The organism is Sphingomonas sp. P3_C6 (assembly GCF_056402595.1).
Genome location: NZ_JBFUHB010000007.1, coordinates 83,372 through 98,889 on the forward strand (window position 1 = coordinate 83,372; position 15,518 = coordinate 98,889).

Annotated in this window: 16 protein-coding genes and 1 tRNA gene; 6 read left to right on the forward strand and 11 right to left on the reverse strand. The window is 66.0% G+C overall.

What is annotated here, in order from left to right:
- Window positions 1-150 precede the first annotated feature (150 nt).
- Window positions 151-402, reverse strand: coding sequence for a hypothetical protein (locus AC1DT7_RS10055; RefSeq protein ID WP_478035807.1), 252 nt, complete (start codon window positions 400-402; stop codon window positions 151-153).
- A gap of 21 nt (window positions 403-423) precedes the next feature.
- Window positions 424-630 (reverse strand): cold-shock protein, encoded by a 207-nt coding sequence (locus AC1DT7_RS10060; protein ID WP_034159288.1) that lies wholly within the window; start codon window positions 628-630, stop codon window positions 424-426.
- A gap of 354 nt (window positions 631-984) precedes the next feature.
- Here AC1DT7_RS10060 and AC1DT7_RS10065 point away from each other — a divergent pair, with 354 nt between their 5' ends.
- On the forward strand, window positions 985-1,293 hold the full coding sequence (locus AC1DT7_RS10065; RefSeq protein ID WP_478035808.1) for a hypothetical protein: 309 nt from the start codon (window positions 985-987) through the stop codon (window positions 1,291-1,293).
- 6 nt (window positions 1,294-1,299) lie between these two features.
- Here the strand turns inward: AC1DT7_RS10065 and recN are convergent, their stop codons facing one another.
- Both recN and AC1DT7_RS10075 read right to left on the reverse strand, forming a co-directional pair.
- On the reverse strand, window positions 1,300-2,964 hold the full coding sequence (recN, locus tag AC1DT7_RS10070) for a DNA repair protein RecN (protein ID WP_478035809.1): 1,665 nt from the start codon (window positions 2,962-2,964) through the stop codon (window positions 1,300-1,302).
- Between the two features lie 33 nt (window positions 2,965-2,997).
- Window positions 2,998-3,813, reverse strand: coding sequence for an outer membrane protein assembly factor BamD (locus tag AC1DT7_RS10075; protein ID WP_478035810.1), 816 nt, complete (start codon window positions 3,811-3,813; stop codon window positions 2,998-3,000).
- 115 nt (window positions 3,814-3,928) lie between these two features.
- On the opposite strand from AC1DT7_RS10075, the gene AC1DT7_RS10080 reads away from it, so the two are divergent.
- Window positions 3,929-4,753 carry a class I mannose-6-phosphate isomerase gene (locus tag AC1DT7_RS10080; protein ID WP_478035811.1) on the forward strand — a complete coding sequence of 275 codons (825 nt, stop codon included), beginning with the start codon at window positions 3,929-3,931 and terminating at the stop codon, window positions 4,751-4,753.
- A 53-nt stretch (window positions 4,754-4,806) separates the two neighbouring features.
- A complete protein-coding gene (locus tag AC1DT7_RS10085) occupies window positions 4,807-5,970 on the forward strand; it encodes a glycosyltransferase (RefSeq protein ID WP_478035812.1) in 1,164 nt (387 codons plus the stop codon).
- Here AC1DT7_RS10085 and AC1DT7_RS10090 read toward each other — a convergent pair.
- The 5 genes from AC1DT7_RS10090 to yajC are packed head-to-tail and all read right to left on the reverse strand — an operon-like array spanning window position 5,967 to window position 10,513.
- Window positions 5,967-7,172 (reverse strand): DUF3089 domain-containing protein, encoded by a 1,206-nt coding sequence (locus AC1DT7_RS10090; RefSeq protein ID WP_478035813.1) that lies wholly within the window; start codon window positions 7,170-7,172, stop codon window positions 5,967-5,969. The two genes, AC1DT7_RS10085 and AC1DT7_RS10090, sit on opposite strands and share 4 nt — an antisense overlap.
- Window positions 7,173-7,231: 59 nt before the next feature.
- Window positions 7,232-7,603: an MTH938/NDUFAF3 family protein gene (locus AC1DT7_RS10095; RefSeq protein ID WP_478035814.1), complete on the reverse strand. Its 372-nt coding sequence runs from the start codon at window positions 7,601-7,603 to the stop codon at window positions 7,232-7,234.
- 17 nt (window positions 7,604-7,620) lie between these two features.
- Window positions 7,621-8,586 carry a protein translocase subunit SecF gene (secF, locus tag AC1DT7_RS10100; RefSeq protein WP_478035815.1) on the reverse strand — a complete coding sequence of 322 codons (966 nt, stop codon included), beginning with the start codon at window positions 8,584-8,586 and terminating at the stop codon, window positions 7,621-7,623.
- 12 nt (window positions 8,587-8,598) lie between these two features.
- On the reverse strand, window positions 8,599-10,182 hold the full coding sequence (gene secD, locus AC1DT7_RS10105) for a protein translocase subunit SecD (protein WP_478035816.1): 1,584 nt from the start codon (window positions 10,180-10,182) through the stop codon (window positions 8,599-8,601).
- A gap of 4 nt (window positions 10,183-10,186) precedes the next feature.
- Entirely contained in the window at window positions 10,187-10,513 is a 327-nt protein-coding gene (gene yajC / locus AC1DT7_RS10110; RefSeq protein WP_478035817.1) for a preprotein translocase subunit YajC, read from the reverse strand.
- Between the two features lie 145 nt (window positions 10,514-10,658).
- Between yajC and AC1DT7_RS10115 the strand changes: the two genes are divergently transcribed.
- Window positions 10,659-10,970: a putative quinol monooxygenase gene (locus tag AC1DT7_RS10115; protein ID WP_478035818.1), complete on the forward strand. Its 312-nt coding sequence runs from the start codon at window positions 10,659-10,661 to the stop codon at window positions 10,968-10,970.
- A gap of 432 nt (window positions 10,971-11,402) precedes the next feature.
- Window positions 11,403-11,479, forward strand: a tRNA-Pro gene (locus AC1DT7_RS10120).
- 636 nt (window positions 11,480-12,115) lie between these two features.
- Here AC1DT7_RS10120 and AC1DT7_RS10125 read toward each other — a convergent pair.
- Window positions 12,116-13,171, reverse strand: coding sequence for an alpha/beta hydrolase (locus tag AC1DT7_RS10125; RefSeq protein WP_478035819.1), 1,056 nt, complete (start codon window positions 13,169-13,171; stop codon window positions 12,116-12,118).
- Window positions 13,172-13,176: 5 nt separating this feature from the next.
- Window positions 13,177-14,019, reverse strand: a complete 843-nt coding sequence (locus AC1DT7_RS10130) for a GDSL-type esterase/lipase family protein (protein ID WP_478035820.1) — start codon at window positions 14,017-14,019, stop codon at window positions 13,177-13,179.
- Between the two features lie 189 nt (window positions 14,020-14,208).
- Here AC1DT7_RS10130 and AC1DT7_RS10135 point away from each other — a divergent pair, with 189 nt between their 5' ends.
- Window positions 14,209-15,396: a TetR family transcriptional regulator gene (locus AC1DT7_RS10135; protein WP_478035821.1), complete on the forward strand. Its 1,188-nt coding sequence runs from the start codon at window positions 14,209-14,211 to the stop codon at window positions 15,394-15,396.
- Window positions 15,397-15,518 lie beyond the last annotated feature (122 nt).

The window sequence follows — 15,518 nt, forward strand, 5'->3', positions numbered from 1 at the left end:
TCGCGAAAACAGGGGAAACGCTTCCCAAGACGTTGAAAAGATAGGGCGATTCAGGCGCCGGAATCCAACGTAACAGGGGAAGAAAAAAATAATGGAGCAAAACAGCGCAAAAACGGCGGCGCTGTTGGAGACGAAGATCCGTTGCGACGACTAATCGTCTTCCATCATCTCCGCGACCATCTTGGCCTCTTCGTTGACGGAGCGCCGTTCGGCGGTCTTCTCGGCGCGGCTGGCCATCTCTTCCCAGGCTTTGGCTGCGCGCAGCCAGCGGGAGCGGACATTGTCCAGGGTTGAGGCATTCGCATCGGCTTCCGCCTGACGGGCGCGATCGCGATAGAACATGGCGGTGGTATTCGTATGACTTCTCCGCGGATATCGAGGGGCGGGAAGGGGCGCCGGCATCAGCCGGCGCCCGCCCGTCAATTACGCGCTGGCGAGGTTGACCGCGGACATCTTGCCGCGACGGTCCTGCTCGAGCTCGTACGATACGCGCTGCTCCTTATCGAGCGTGCGCATGCCAGCTGCTTCAACAGCGCTGATGTGCACAAAGGCGTCGTTCCCGCCGCCTTCCGGCGCGATGAAGCCATAGCCCTTGTCGGCGTTGAAGAATTTTACGGTGCCGATCGGCATAACTATTTCCTTGGGTAGCCCGGGGGGCGGCATCGCCGCGCACCGGTTTGGGGCCGAGAAGAGAGAGCGGAGCACCGTCCGGCCCCGGCCGGCGCATCCGAGGACGAGCGCGCTACTCCGTGAACACGGAAGCGGTGCGAATGAAGGTTGGCAAGAGAACCAGAAGAGCGATCCAACAGCTTGGCAAGCGGGAGCGCGAAGGTCTCTCAGTCACGCGATGCTTGTGGGCGGAATCGCGAGATGACGATCATGTAGCACAGCTTTGCGGAAAAGTCGCATCCTATTGAAGCGGCCATGTTTCGGCCCCTTTATCATGATGTTCTGCCTCCTCTCGATTGGGAAGGGCGGCCCATGATGGTGGCGTTGTTGGCGATGCTCCAGGCGGCGGCCGGGCCGGCTGCCGATCCGCCCGTCCCGCGCCGCAACCCGACGCGCTGCCCGGAAAAGACCGAGGACGAGGGCGACATCGTCGTCTGCGGCCGCGCCGAGCCGCAGGAGCAGTTTCGCCTCCGCCCGCTCACCCGCGACTATGATCCGGTTGGCGGCCCCGGCCTCGGCTTCAAGCTCGGTGCGGGGCAGGGCAATGTCTATGCGGAAGGGACTCAGAGCCCCGACGGCAAGCCCGACAAGCGCATCATGGTGACCGTGAAACTCCCGTTCTGAACGGGGTCATGCCGCTTCAAGCAGCCGTTCGGCCTGGGCCCGCGCCTCGTCGGTGATCGTCGCGCCGGAGAGCATCCGGGCGATCTCCTCCCGACGCTCATTGTCGTCGAGCAGCGCGACGCCGGTGCGGGTGACGAAGCCGTCATGGCTCTTCGCGATCAGCAGATGGCGTCGTCCCCGCGCCGCGACCTGCGGGCTGTGGGTAACCACCAGCAACTGGGTATTGGCCGCGAGCCGGGCGAGACGCTCGCCGATCGCGCTCGCCACCGCGCCGCCGACGCCGCGGTCGATCTCGTCGAAGATCATCGTCGCGGCACTTGCCTGCTCCGCCAGCGCGACCTTCAGCGCCAGGATGAAACGCGACAGCTCGCCGCCGCTGGCGATCTTGACCAGCGCTCCGAATGGCGCGCCGGGGTTGGTCGAGATCTCGAACTCGACCCGGTCCTTGCCCGACGCGCTCCAGTTCCCGTCGCCAAGCGGCGCGACCACCGTGCGGAAGCGGGCCGCATCGAGCTTGAGCGGTGCGAGTTCGCCCTTCACCGCGAGATCGAGCCGTGCCGCCGCCTCGGTTCGCGCGGCGGTGATGGCATCGGCTTCGGCTTCATAGGCGCGGGCGGCATGGGCCACGGCGCGTTCGAGCGCGGAGATACCGGCGCCCCCGCTCTCGATTCGCTCCAGCGTGCCGGCCAGGTCGGCTGCCAGCGCGGCGAGGTCGTCGGGCTGCACCCGGTGCTTGCGGGCGAGGGCACGGAGTTCGAACAGGCGGGTCTCGTCCGCCTCGAGCTGGGCCGGATCGAAGGCGAGCGCCTCGGCCGCCTCGTCCACCTTCTCCCGTGCCAGGTCGCCTTCGACCAGCGCTCGGTCGATCGCCGCCAGAGCCTCCCCGAGCGCGTCATGATCCTCGGACACGCGTTCGAGCACCCGCGCCGCCTGGCGCAACCGGGCGAGGCCGCCCTCCGATCCTTCGAGCAGGTCGGCGACCGCCTGCAGGTCGCCGGCGATCTTCTCGCCGCGTTGCATGCCGGCGCGGCGGGTGGCGAGGATCTCCTCCTCTCCGGGCTCGGGGTTGAATTTTGTCAGTTCGGCGACAGCGTGCTCGAGCCATTCCTGGTCGCGCGCGACGGTGTCGAGTTCGGCGCGGGCGACCGCCAGCGCATCCTCGGCCTCGCGCCAGGCACGGTGCGCGCGGGCGGCGGGACCGGCGTCGATCCGCCCGAACGCGTCGAGCAGCGCGCGGTGGCCGCGCGGGTTGAGCAGGCCGCGATCGTCATGCTGGCCGTGGATCTCGACGAGATGAACCGCCAGTTCGCGGAGGAGGCCGGCGGAGGCCGGCTGATCGTTGACGAAGGCGCGGCTGCCGCCGTCCGACTTGACGATGCGGCGGATGATGAGCGGTTCGCCCGGCTCGACATCGAGCCCGTTCTGCGCGAGCAGCGCGGCGATCGGGCCGTCTCCGTGCGGGGTATCGAAGCTTGCGCTCACCACCGCCTGGCTCGCGCCTTGGCGTACCAGCCCGCTTTCGCCGCGCGCGCCCAGGGCGAGCCCGAGCGCGTCGAGCAGGATCGACTTGCCCGCGCCGGTTTCGCCGGTCAGCACGCCGAGGCCATCGCCGAAATCGAGGTCGAGCGCCTCGATCAGCACAACGTCGCGGATGGAAAGGGATGTCAGCACAAAGGCAGTCCCTCGAGCGGCATCAGCGCCGCGTCAGGCGCCCGTCTTGGCCGGCGCATCGGCCGAGGCGGTCTTGGCCGGGTGATCCTGCATCAGCTTGTAGGCGCGCTGATACCAGTCGGTGCCGGGATAGTTGGCGCCCAGGACTGCGGCAGACTTCTTCGCTTCCTCGGGCACGCCGAGCGCCAGATAGGTCTCGGTCAGGCGCATCAGTGCCTCGGGCACGTGAGTCGTGGTCTGATATTCGTCGACGACGCGGCGGAAGCGGCCGGTCGCGGCGAGCCACTGGCCGCGAGTCTCGTAGAAACGACCGATTTCCATCTCCTTGCCGGCGAGATGGTCGCGCACGAGATCGATCTTCAGCCGCGCATCGGCAGCATATCTGGAATTGGGATAGCGCCGCGTCAGCTCGCCGAGCGAATCGAGCGCCTGCTGGGTGATCTTCTGGTCGCGGGTGACGTCGCTGATCTGCTCATAATAGCCGAGCGCGACGAGATAATAGGCATAGGGTGCGTCGCGGTTGCCCGGATGGACCGAGATGAAGCGCTGCGCCGACTGGATCGAGCTCGTATAGTCACGGTCCAGATAATAGGAAAAGGCGCTCATCAGCTGCGCGCGACGTGCCCAGATCGAATAGGGGTGCTGGCGCTCGACTTCGTCGAACAACGCCGCCGCAAGCTTGTATTGCTTGCGGTCGAGCCGGTTCTTGCCCGTCGAGTACAGCGTGCCGACATCGCGGGCGACATAGGGAATATCGCTCTTGGCGCCCTTGCCGGCACAGCCGGAAACGGTGAATGCCGAGGCGGCAACAAGCGCAAGCGCGATCGAGCGAGACAGGGGGATACGCATCGTAGCGATCCTTAGCCCAAGCGCTCGCACCCGAACAATCCTTTTCGCGCGTGCGGGATCGGATGGCGATACAGGCGCGTTGGCGCTATCAGGACTTTATTCCCAGGGGATTCGCATGACCGCAACCTTGCTCGCCACCAAGCGCGTTGAGAAACCTTGGGGGCGCCACAAGCTGTGGCCCGGTTTCCCCGACCCGGCGCCTGATGGCGAGCCGATCGGCGAAGTGTGGTTTCAGACGCCGCATGCGGGCGAGCCCGACCTGCTGATCAAATATCTCTTCACCAGCGAGAAGCTGTCGGTGCAGGTCCATCCCGATGATGCGGCTGCACGTGCGGCGGGCTATCCGCGCGGCAAGGACGAGGCATGGGTGGTGCTCGCCGTGGAACCCGATGCGACGATCGCGCTTGGCACCAGGGCGCCGATGACGAAGGACGAACTCCGCGCCGCGTCGCTCGACGGATCGATCGAGCAATTGCTCGACTGGAAACCGGTCAAGGCCGGCGACTTCATCTATTCTAAGGCCGGCACCGTCCACGCGATCGGCGCCGGCATCACGCTGATCGAGGTCCAGCAGAATGTCGACCTGACCTACCGCCTCTATGATTATGGCAGCGGACGGGAACTTCACCTCGACGCAGGTGTCGCGGTGTCCGATCCGGTGCCGTTCGTTCCCCTGCCGACGCCTGCTCCTGCACCGGATGACCGCACCATCCTGGCGGAGGGGCCGAAATTCGTGCTGGAACGATGGCCGGGCGGCCACCGCGTGGTGACGCTGCCCGAAGGCGCCACCGGCTGGTTCGTGCCGATCGCCGGGGAAGGCGCGGTCGACGGCGTCGCGTGGAAGGCGGGCGAATGCCTGACGCTCCAGGGCCGGTGCGAGATTTCGGCGTCGGTCGGCAGTGACCTGCTGCTCGCCTATCCCGGGGACAAGCGCCTCTGACGGCGATGCGTGCGTGGGAGGATTAACCTTCCCGCGCTACACAGGCCGCCGCCATGCTTCGTGTTCTCACTCTCTCCACCCTGTTCCCGGATGCGACCCGCCCCAATTTCGGGGTCTTCGTCGAGCGGCAGACGCTCGGCCTCGCGGCGCGGGACGATGTCGATCTGCGGCTGGTCGCGCCGGTCGGCCTGCCGCCCTGGCCGCTTCGGGCCCTGTCGCACTACGCGCCGCTTGCATCCTTGCCTGAGCGCGAGACGTGGAAGGGAATCGATACCCGCCGTCCGCGCTTCACCACACTTCCCGGCACGGGCGGCCGATACCACGTCGGCTCGCTGGTCCGGCGCCTGCTCCCGCTCCTGACCGAGATTCGCCGCGACTTCGCCTTCGACGTGATCGATGCGGAATTCTTCTTCCCCGACGGGCCGGCGGCGGTCGCGCTGGGCCGGCATTTCGGCGTGCCGGTATCGATCAAGGCGCGGGGCGCCGACATCCATTATTGGGGCCACTCGCCCCAAACCGCGAGCCAGGTGATCGCGGCGGGGCAGGGCGCCGACGGGTTGCTCGCCGTGTCCGAGGCGATGAAGGCGGATATGGCCGCGATCGGTATTCCGGCCGAGCGCATCCGGGTTCATCATACCGGCGTCGATCTCGGCCGTTTTGCGCCGCGCGACCGGATCGCGGCCAAGGGGGCCTACGGGGTGACCGGGGCGTTGGTCGTCTCGCTCGGCGCGCTGATCCCGCGCAAGGGGCATGACATCGCCATCGACGCGGTCGCCGCATTGCCAGGCGTCACGCTCCTGATCGCGGGCGAGGGGCCGGAGCGCGGCGCGTTGCAGACGAAGATCGACTCGCTTGGCCTGGCCGATCGGGTGAGGCTGCTCGGCGGCATTCCGCACGCGGACCTGCCGGAGCTGCTTGCCGCGGCGGACGTGATGGCGCTCGCCTCGGCGTCCGAGGGGTTGGCGAACGCCTGGGTCGAGGCACTTGCCTGCGGCACGCCGATCGTGATCACCACTGCCGGTGGCGCCGCCGAAGTGGTGACCGATCCGGCCTACGGCCGAATCACCACCCGCGACTCACGCGCCTTTGCGGAAGCGATCGGCGACCTGCTCGCGCATCCGCCAGATTCGGCCGCCGTGCGCCGGGGCGCCGAACGCTTCACCTGGGAAGCGAACAGCACCGCGTTATACGACCATCTCGCCGGGCTGGTCGCCTAGCGCTTCTTCGCCTTGTACGGCGTGCCGCGCCACGCCGCCGCCTGGCGGTCGGCGAGGTCGACCAGATTGCCCATCTCCACTGGCATGTCGATCAGGTGTAGGCCCCAGTCCTTGAGCATCACGCCGCCGACCATCACGTCGCCCACGATCGTGTCGGTGCGCGGATCGGCCGGGTTGGCGTTCACCGTGACGGCAAGATAGTCGAACCCGTCCTTCGACACGCATTCGGCCGAGATCAGGTCGGGCACCTTCACGAAGGCGGTGGTGACCGGCAGATTGTCGCTGGTCCATGGTCCCATCGTCGCGCTTCCGGTACCGGCGCCCTTGGTGCCGAGGATCGCATCGGTCACCGCCTTGCCACCACCGAGCGCCGCCGGGTTGGTGCAGGCGGCGACCATGCCGGCATCGGGCACCTTGCCGAATCGGCTGTTGGCCGGCGGCGGCGAATCGGCGCGGAAGGTTGTGTAGCTGATCACGCAATTGAACTGGTCGTCGTTGCGGCACAGCGGCATCCGCTTGAAGTCGCCACCGACATCCTTGCCCTGCGGCACCGCGACATTGGCGCCGATCAGCATCGCCGAGATGATGTTGCGGCGGATCGGGGATGTCTCGATCGTCTTGGCGATCAGCGTCTTCAGCACGTTCGAGCCCTGGCTGTGCCCGATCAGCACCACGCCGCGGCCCTTGTTGTCGCGCGCGAGATAGTCGTTCCAGGCCGCCGTCACATCATTGACCGGCATGTCACGGTCCATCGCGACTGGCTGGCCGGTGATGAAGGCACGCAACGCGGTCAGCGTGACCTGACGATAGAGCGGCGCGAACACCCGGCATTCCGACGCGAAGCGCGCCGCCTGCGATGCTGCCACCGCCAGCTCCTCGGGCCCGGGCGTCATGTCGCTGTTGGGCGTCGGATCGTTGGAAACGGTCGGGTAGACGTAGAAGCAGTCGAACTGCGGCGCGGGTGCGGCTTTGAACTTCTCGATCTTCCTTTTGCCGTTCGCCTGGATGACGGTGACGTCCTGGTTGACGGCACAGGCATCGGCGCGGCCGGGGCGGCAGAGCCACGCCGAATCCTGCGCATAATCGGGCGATGGCGCGGGGCTCGCCGCGGGTGTCGGACCGGCCGTAGGCGCGGTCTGGGCAGCGGCGGGAATTGAGAATAGCGGTACGGCGAGCAGCGTCAGTCCGACAAGCAGCTTCATGCGATATCTCCCCCGGGCTCCTTGAGCACGGGGTATGATAACCGCCCGCCCGGCGCCGGTCAAAGCGGGTAGAGCGCGCCCGCGATCCAGCGGCCTTCGCCGCGCAGCACTGCCCAGGCCCGCGCCGCCGCACGGCTGTCCATCGCCTCGATGCCGAGCCCGCGCGACTCGACCGCGCGGACGAACGACACGGGCGGTCGCACCAGCGCCGGCCCGGTCCCAAGCAGCAGGAATTCGGGAAACGGATCGAGCCCGAGCAGGGGGGCGATATCGTCGATGCCCAGCGCCTCTAGCGGCGGCGGCGTCCAGCCATCGGCGCGCACCGGCGTGATCAGCAGGGCATGGTAGACGCCGTCATCCACCTTGAACCCGCCGCTCGAGAAAGCGGAGATGATCGGCCCGTCGGTCTGCTGTCCCCTGTCCATGCGCATGCCGGACGCTCCTGGCTTCAGGGCATGTCCTTGTAGGCGACCCGTTCGGCCTTCGAGCCCGCGCCGTCTTCTGCCTTCGGCTCGGCGCGCAGGCCGAGCGAAATGAGCAGCGAGGACGAGACGTAGATCGACGAATAGGTGCCGACGAAGATGCCGAGGATCATCGCCGCGGTGAAGCCGCGCAGCACATGGCCGCCGAAGATCAGCATCGCGAACAGGGCGAGAAGGATGGTGACCGAGGTCATCACCGTGCGCGGCAGCGTCTCGTTGACCGAAAGATCGACGATCTGCGGCATGTCCATCTTGCGATAGCGGCGCATATTCTCGCGGATTCGGTCGTCGATGACGATCTTGTCGTTGATCGAATAGCCGATGATGGTGAGCACGGCGGCGACGATGTTCAGGTCGACCTCGAACTGGGTGAGCGCGAAGAAGCCGAGCGTCATCAGCAGATCGTGGACGATGGCGACGACGGTCGAGACGCCGAATTGCCATTCGAAGCGGAAGATCGCGAACAGGCCGATGCCGAGGATCGCCAGGACCACGGCAAGACCGCCCCTCCACAGAAGTTCGTCCGATACCTTCGCGTCGACGGTGTCCTGGCGCGAGAAGGTCGCGTCGGGGAAGTCCTTGACGATGGCGGCCTGGACCCGCTGCACGACCGCATTGGTCGCGCCGGGATCCGCGCTCTTCGGCAGCGGCATGCGGATGGAGATGGTCTTGTTGTTGCCGATCGGCTGAAGGCGGACCTCACCGACCTGTAGCCGCTCCAGTGTCAATCGCAGCTTGTCGAGATTCGGGTCCTGCTGGAACTTCTCCTCGATCATCAGACCTCCGACGAAATCGACGCCGAAGTTCAGCTTGTTGACGAAGACGAGGGCGATCGACGCGAGGGACAGGGCAATCGTCAGGCCGAACGCCCACGCGCGCAGCGAGACGAAGGGGAGGTTGGTGTTATCGGGGACGAGTTTGAGGAGACGCATGATGCTGCCCGATCAGATGTTGATGTCGCTGGGGCGTGTGCGGCGGACCCAGAGCACGACGAGCATGCGGGTGAAGGTGACGGCGGTGAACACCGAGGTGCAGATACCGATCAGCAGCACGACGGCGAAACCCTTCACGGGGCCCGATCCCAGGGCCAGCATGATGACGCCGGAAATGGCATGAGTCATGTTCGCCTCGAAAATCGTGCGGCTGGCTTCCTTGTAGCCAAGTTCGACCGACTGGATCACGCTTCGCCCACGCCGCCGCTCCTCGCGGATACGTTCGTTGATCAGCACGTTGGCGTCGACCGCCGTACCGATCGTCAGAACGAAGCCGGCGATGCCAGGCAAGGTCAGGGTGCTGCCGAACACTGCCATGACACCGAGGATCACGAACACGTTGATGACGACCGCGAGGTTCGCATAGGCGCCGAAGCGGCCATAGGTGATGAACATGAAGATCACCACGGCCGCGGCGGCGATTGCCGACGCGAGGATGCCGGCATGGATCGATTCCTTGCCGAGATCGGGGCCGACGGTACGTTCCTCGACGACCTTCAGGTCCATCGCCAGCTGGCCGGACTTCAGCGCGATCGCCAGCTCATTGGCCGACGCGGCGGTGAAATTGCCCTCGATATAACCGCTGCCGCCAAGGATCGGCGTGTTGATCCGCGGCGCGGAGATGACGACATTGTCGATGATCACCGCGAACCGCTGGCCGGTGAACTGCTGGGTGATGCGGGCGAATTTGCGCCCGCCTTCGCTATTGAAGGTGAAGTTGACGATCGGCGCGTTCGTCTGTTGCGCGAAGCCCTGGCTCGCCTCGGTCAGTTGCCCGCCGGTCAGGATCACCGGACGTTTCACGACGATGTAGCCGCCCCCTTCCGGATAGGGCAGCACCTGGCTGCCGATCGGTGCCGGAGTATCCTTGGTGACCTGGGTGTTGCCGAGCGAATCGTCGACCATCTTGAATTCGAGCTTGGCGGTCTTGCCGACCAGCTGCTTGAGCTGGTCCGGATTCTGCAGACCCGGCACCTGGACGAGAATCCGGTTGCTGCCCTGGCGGACGACCACCGGCTCCTTGGTGCCGAGCGCGTCGATGCGACGACGGATATTCTCGGTCGTGTCGTCCATCGCCTGGTTGACCGCCTGGGTGACGCCCGCCTTGGTCGGCGTGACCACGAAGCGACTCGCATCGACGACGCTGATATCCCAGACGCGCTGGCCGGTAAGCCCGGCGCCGCTGCCAGCGACCGTCAGCAGACGCTCGCGAACCTCATCGATCTTGGTGACGTCGCGGACCAGGAAGCTCAGCTGGCCGCCCTTCGAGGATATGTCGCCAATATCGATTCGCGGGCTCCGCTTGAGCGCGCCCGAAATCTGCTGGCTCATATTGTCCAGCCGAGTCTCGACGAATGCGTCGGTATCCGCCTCGTACAGGAGATGGATACCGCCAGCGAGATCGAGGCCAAGGCTGATCCGCGGCATCCAGCTCTGGGTATATTTCTCCGGGACGAAGCTCGGAATCGCCAGCGCCATCAGCGCGGCGAGCAGCACCAGGATCGAGGTGATCTTCCAGCGCGGGAAATCAAGCATCGGATTAATCGTTCGCAGGCTTGGAGCCGAACGGAGTAACCTCCGCCAGCATCGCCTTGACCACACGCACCTTGACGGTGGGGGCGATCTCTACCTCGACGAAGCGCTCGTCGACCTTGGTCACCTTGCCGACCAGGCCGCCTGCCGTCACGACCGAATCATTCTTCTTCACCGAGTCCAGCGTGGCCCGGTGCGCCTTCGCCTTCAGCTGCTGCGGGCGCAGCACCAGGAAATAGAATACCGGGATGAGCAGCAGGTACGGAATGAGCACCAGAAAGGAACCGCCACTCGAGGCGGCGCCGGTTGCTGCATAGGCTGGGGTTGCGAACATGGTATCCTGAATTCTTGGCCGAAATGGCTGGGGTATCGAAAGGGGCAAGGCCCGCTCTATAAGCGCCGCGCGCTATCACTTGTCCGGTGACCACGCAACAATCGGTTAGGCATCAAGCCCGGCCGGATCATCAGGGGGAAGTGCCATGACCGTCATCGTATTGGGACATATCCGCGTCGCCAGTGGCGAAGGCGTGAAGCTGCGCGATCTTCTTGTCGACCATATGGCCGCAAGCAATGCCGAGGATGGCTGCGACTATTACAACTTCGCCTATGATGTCGGCGACCCCGACCTCATCCGCATTTCCGAACGATGGGCCTCAGCCGAAGCGCTGGACGCCCATGGCGTCGCCGATCACCAGAAGGAGTTCGGCAGGAAGCTGGCCGCGTTCGACATCCTGGAAATCAGCGTGAAGGCGTGGGACGGCGCGTTCTGGAAGACCCTGATCGGCGAATGAAGCGCGGCGACTCGCCTCCTGACTGGCGATCGAACGACCCAATTACCAACAGGCCCAACCGCCATTCCCTGTTCCGGGCGATTATCAGGGAATTTAACAGGGAAATCTTTTCTTTTTACCGCGATGCGTGGTCTTCGGCGATTATTATGGCATAAATTCAATGATATAATAGTGAATTCCCTGTTATTCGGAACAGGGAATTTCCCGCGCGGAACAGGGAAAATGCTGCCCCGAACAGGGAAATGGGCATATCTAGACAACAGAAAGAGCATGGCCGGAATCCGGGGATCCCGTCCAACGCCATTCTGCGGCAGGGGCCGAACAGGTTGAATCGATCACCTGTTCTTGCCGTCGCGCGGCGGGCGATTTCAGCCAGCAGGCAACCCGCGCTTGCATCCCGCGCTTCACCCGCATATGTGCCCCACCCTCGGTCGGGGCGTAGCGCAGCCTGGTAGCGCATCACACTGGGGGTGTGGGGGTCGCAGGTTCGAATCCTGTCGCCCCGACCAAAGAATCAAACAGATACAATGGAATATAATGGGTCTGCTGGCGGCGTCAGCGGCACCCTTTTACGCTATCTGACGCATGTCTAATGGCGCCGCTGACGGCAGCTAGTCTCGCCGAATCCTGTCTCGGCAGGCGGCAGGCGGCAGCCGGCAGCCGGCAGCTGAGGCGTTAGGTGGCGCACAGAGTCTGAAGTGCGTGGATTCCTGCCAGCGAGTTTTTCGGTGCCGGCCGGCCGATCCCGGACATTCGCGCCGCCGGGCGATTCCGGCAGTAACGCGCCCTATGGTCGCCATTCAATGTGCCGATCGGCGTCCCTAAAAGCTGCCCTTCGTTCTGAAGCCCTCCAAGGCTTCGTTGAAGGTCCGATACTGGGACTTTGCGATCATTCCTGCCGCAGGGCCTGAGCGGCGGCTTCGGACAGAAATTGCCGTTCCGCGATTTTCCGACCACGGCTACACTGCGCTGTGCCGATGTCGTGAAGAACCCGATGGCGCCGGACCTAGCGACCCGGCAATAAGGCGCCGGACGCGCTGCTACGACGATCTACGTGCGCAACCTACGGCTCTTGCAGGGTTCGGGCCGGATCCGCCTGGGGCACCGCCAGCGGGATGGCCAATGCCGACGCGATCCGGGGACGGTCACTCGAGCGACACTTGCCGCAATGTGGATTGCGCCCAGCGCGCGAAGAGCTGCGGCCAGAGCTCGCTCGGCTGATCGGCCCGACCGATCCCGAAGGCGTGCTGTCCTTGCGCGAAGAAATGGCCCTCGCACACGATTTTGGCCGCCCGCAGTGCCGCATACATGGCCAGGCTGTTGTCGATCGACACCGTCGTATCGTCCGACGCATGAGCCAGGAAACACGGCGGCGTGACAGCCGAAACGCGGAGGTTGGGCGATCGATGCGCCACCTGCTCCGGCGACGGTGACGGACCGAGCAGTTCGGCGCGTGAGCGCGCATGGGCGAGCGGGCCGTCGGTCAGGATCACTGGATAGATCAGCCCGGCATAGGCCGGCCGCGCACTCTGCCGGTCGGCGCTATCGACGGGTTGATAGACCGGTTCGACATGATCGACCGCCAGCGTCGCGGCGAGATGCCCGCCCGCCGAAAAGCCGAGCACGCCGAGGCGTTCGGGCGCGATCCCGAACGCGGTCGCGCGCGCGCGGATCAGCCGCATCGCGCGCTGCGCATCCTGCAGCGGCACGTTCGCGCGGTCCTGCCAGCCCTCACCGGGCAAGCGGTAGCTGAGCACGAACACCGTGACGCCGAGCGCTGTGAACGCGCGCGCGACATCGACACCTTCGATCGCCGCCGACACGAACACATAGGCGCCGCCGGGGCACACCAGCAGCGCCTCCCCGGTGGGATTCGCCGGGCGGAATACGTTGAGCGTCGGCATCGCCGTGCGCCGCAGGAAGGCGGCGGGCCACGCCCCGCCCGCCCAGCCCGATGGCGTCGCCGGCACCTCGAACCCGTCGATCCGACCCGGCGGCACGTCCGGCCACAAGGGGATCACGTCCGCAGGCGGCCAGGCGTGCGACCATGCTGCGGGGTCGGGCGACGCGCTTCCCGCGAGGGCTCGCGCCTGCGGCACCGTGGCAGCGAACAGCGATGCGAGCGCACCCACGCCAAATTTGCGCCGATCGGGACCGGCCGGCGCCGGGCGCCGCGTGTCCGGTGTGTTTCCTCGGATCATGTCGGTCAGGGTCGCTCGGCTTCGGCCAGTGCGCGCAGGAACAGCGCGTCCATCGGCACGTAGCCGGCACGGGTCGGATGCACCCCATCGCTCGTTAGTTCGGGACGCAACCCGCCCTCGGCATCGGTCAGCGCGGCATGATAATCGACGAAGACGAGTCCGTCGGCCCGCGCATAATCGCGCAGCCAAGCGTTCCAGGCGCGGATACGCGCCGCCGGCCGCACGTCCGGCCGTTGCGGAAAAGCGCGGGCGGGCAGGATGCTCGCGAGGATGACCTTGATGCCGTGTGCGCGCGCAAGATCGACCATCGTGCGGATCGTGTCGCGATATTGCGTGTCGCTGGTCGCGCCGGTGTTGCCGGCGATATCGTTGGTGCCGGCCATGATATGCACGACCCGCGGCCGCAGCGCGATCACGTCCTGATAAAAACGCAACAGCATCTGCGGCGCGGTCTGGCCGCCGATGCCGCGATCGACGATGCCCGCCGCGAACAGCTTCGGGTCGCGCGCCTTCCAATTCTCGGTGATCGAATCGCCGAGTAGAACGACGCGCGGGCGCGGTTCGCGCAGCGCGGCGCGGTTCTCGTCGCGATATCGGCAGAGATAGGCCCAGTCGTTCGCCTGGAGGACCTGAACATAGGCGTGATAGACCGCGAGGTCCGCGGCCGAAGGCGGCGGTGGCGTGTCCGCCGCGTTCCGGTACGCGACCAGCGCGGCCGGCACCGGTGGGCAGACAAAGCCATCGCCCTGCGGTGCCGCGCGCGCGGCGGTCGCGATGAGCAAGAGCAGCGGCGCCGCCTGCCAGCCACGCCGACGGGCGGTTTCATCGTCTCGACATCGCATCGCCATTCTTCCCCCCGCCTGATCGCGTGCGCCCGCTCTACCGCCCGCGGATGACCGCAACGTTACACATGTACGAAATATTACGTGACCGTTTTCCTGGGCAAGACGTGTCGGGCGTACTAGAATGCGAAACGTATAAGCGTTCGGGGCTGGTCCACCGGCCCCGGCGCCCCCTCGAACGACGACGGACCCGTGATGCCGAAGCGCGCCGATACCGATCTACCCTCCGTTCTCCATGCCGCGATGACGCTGGTCGCGGCGAACGGTCTCGGCGGGCTGAGCCTGCGGCCGCTCGCCGAGCAACTCGGCGCGACCGTCTCGGCCTTGTCCCACCGCTTTGGTCTCAAGGACACGCTGGTCGCGAGCTTGATTGCCGCTGCGCGCGCGGAGGACGGTGCGTTTCTCGATCGCTGGCTCGCCCGCATCCGCGCGCTCGACGTGCGCGATGGTGCGTTGCTCGGCGATCTGGTCGATGCTGTCGTTGGCGACATGGTCGGCGTCGCCGCACTGCGTACGCGCTTCTACTGCGAGCTGATTCAGGGCGCACCGTCGCATCCCGAGATCGCCGGCGCGCTCTCCGCCTGGCAGGTCCAGCGGTTGACGTTCTGGCGCGCGGTGGCGGCACCGCTCGGGCGGCCCGAGCTTGGCGACGTCCTCCACGCCTTCAGCACCGACGAGATCGCGCATGGTCTCGCGATCGGCGAGTTCGCCAGCTATCGCTGGCTGCGCCGGCTCAATCTCCAGCGCCTGTGCGGCGCATTGGTGCGGACACCCGACTCGCCCGATCTCTCGCAGTTCGCGGTGTTCCACGCCGCGCTTGGGGACGCGCTGGACGCGACTGGCCGCTACCGCACGCCGGCGATGAGCGACTGGCAGATCAAGGCCGCGCGCCACATCTCGGCGCTGATCGTCGAGGAGGGGGCAGACGCGGTAACGCACCGCGCCGTCGCCGCGCGCGCGGGCTATGCCAATTCCACGCTCGCCTATCACTTCCCCCGGCAGGAGGATTTGCTGAAAGCGGGGATCAACGACATCATCGTCCGCGTGCAGGGGACCGTCGACGCGCAACGGATGAGCGAACCCGAGTATGAACTGAACAGCATCGAGATCGCGCGCGCCACCTTCGCCATCGCGCTGGTGGCGGCGCGCGTCCCGAGCCTCAAACCGTTCGCGGCGGACATGCGCCGTCGCCGCGGCGAGAATTACCTCGTGCGCCTCAATCGGTTGGTCGATGGCGGGGCGCCGTTCGATCTGCTGTCCGCGCAGGCGATGGCCATGACCGGCATTGGCCAGTTGCTGCTGGATGGCGTGCGCGACCCTGCGGCCGACACCTCAGCATTTGCGCTGATCGACCGCCTTCAGGCCACCGCCCGCCGCGACTGAAATTCGTACAAATGTACCTTGCGATGGTTTTACGAGGCAGAAACGGCGAAGTTTATCGTACAACTGTCACGCAAGCGTCATTGGCCGCTGATAGCCGCTGCTGCGTCAGCCAACGAAACGGG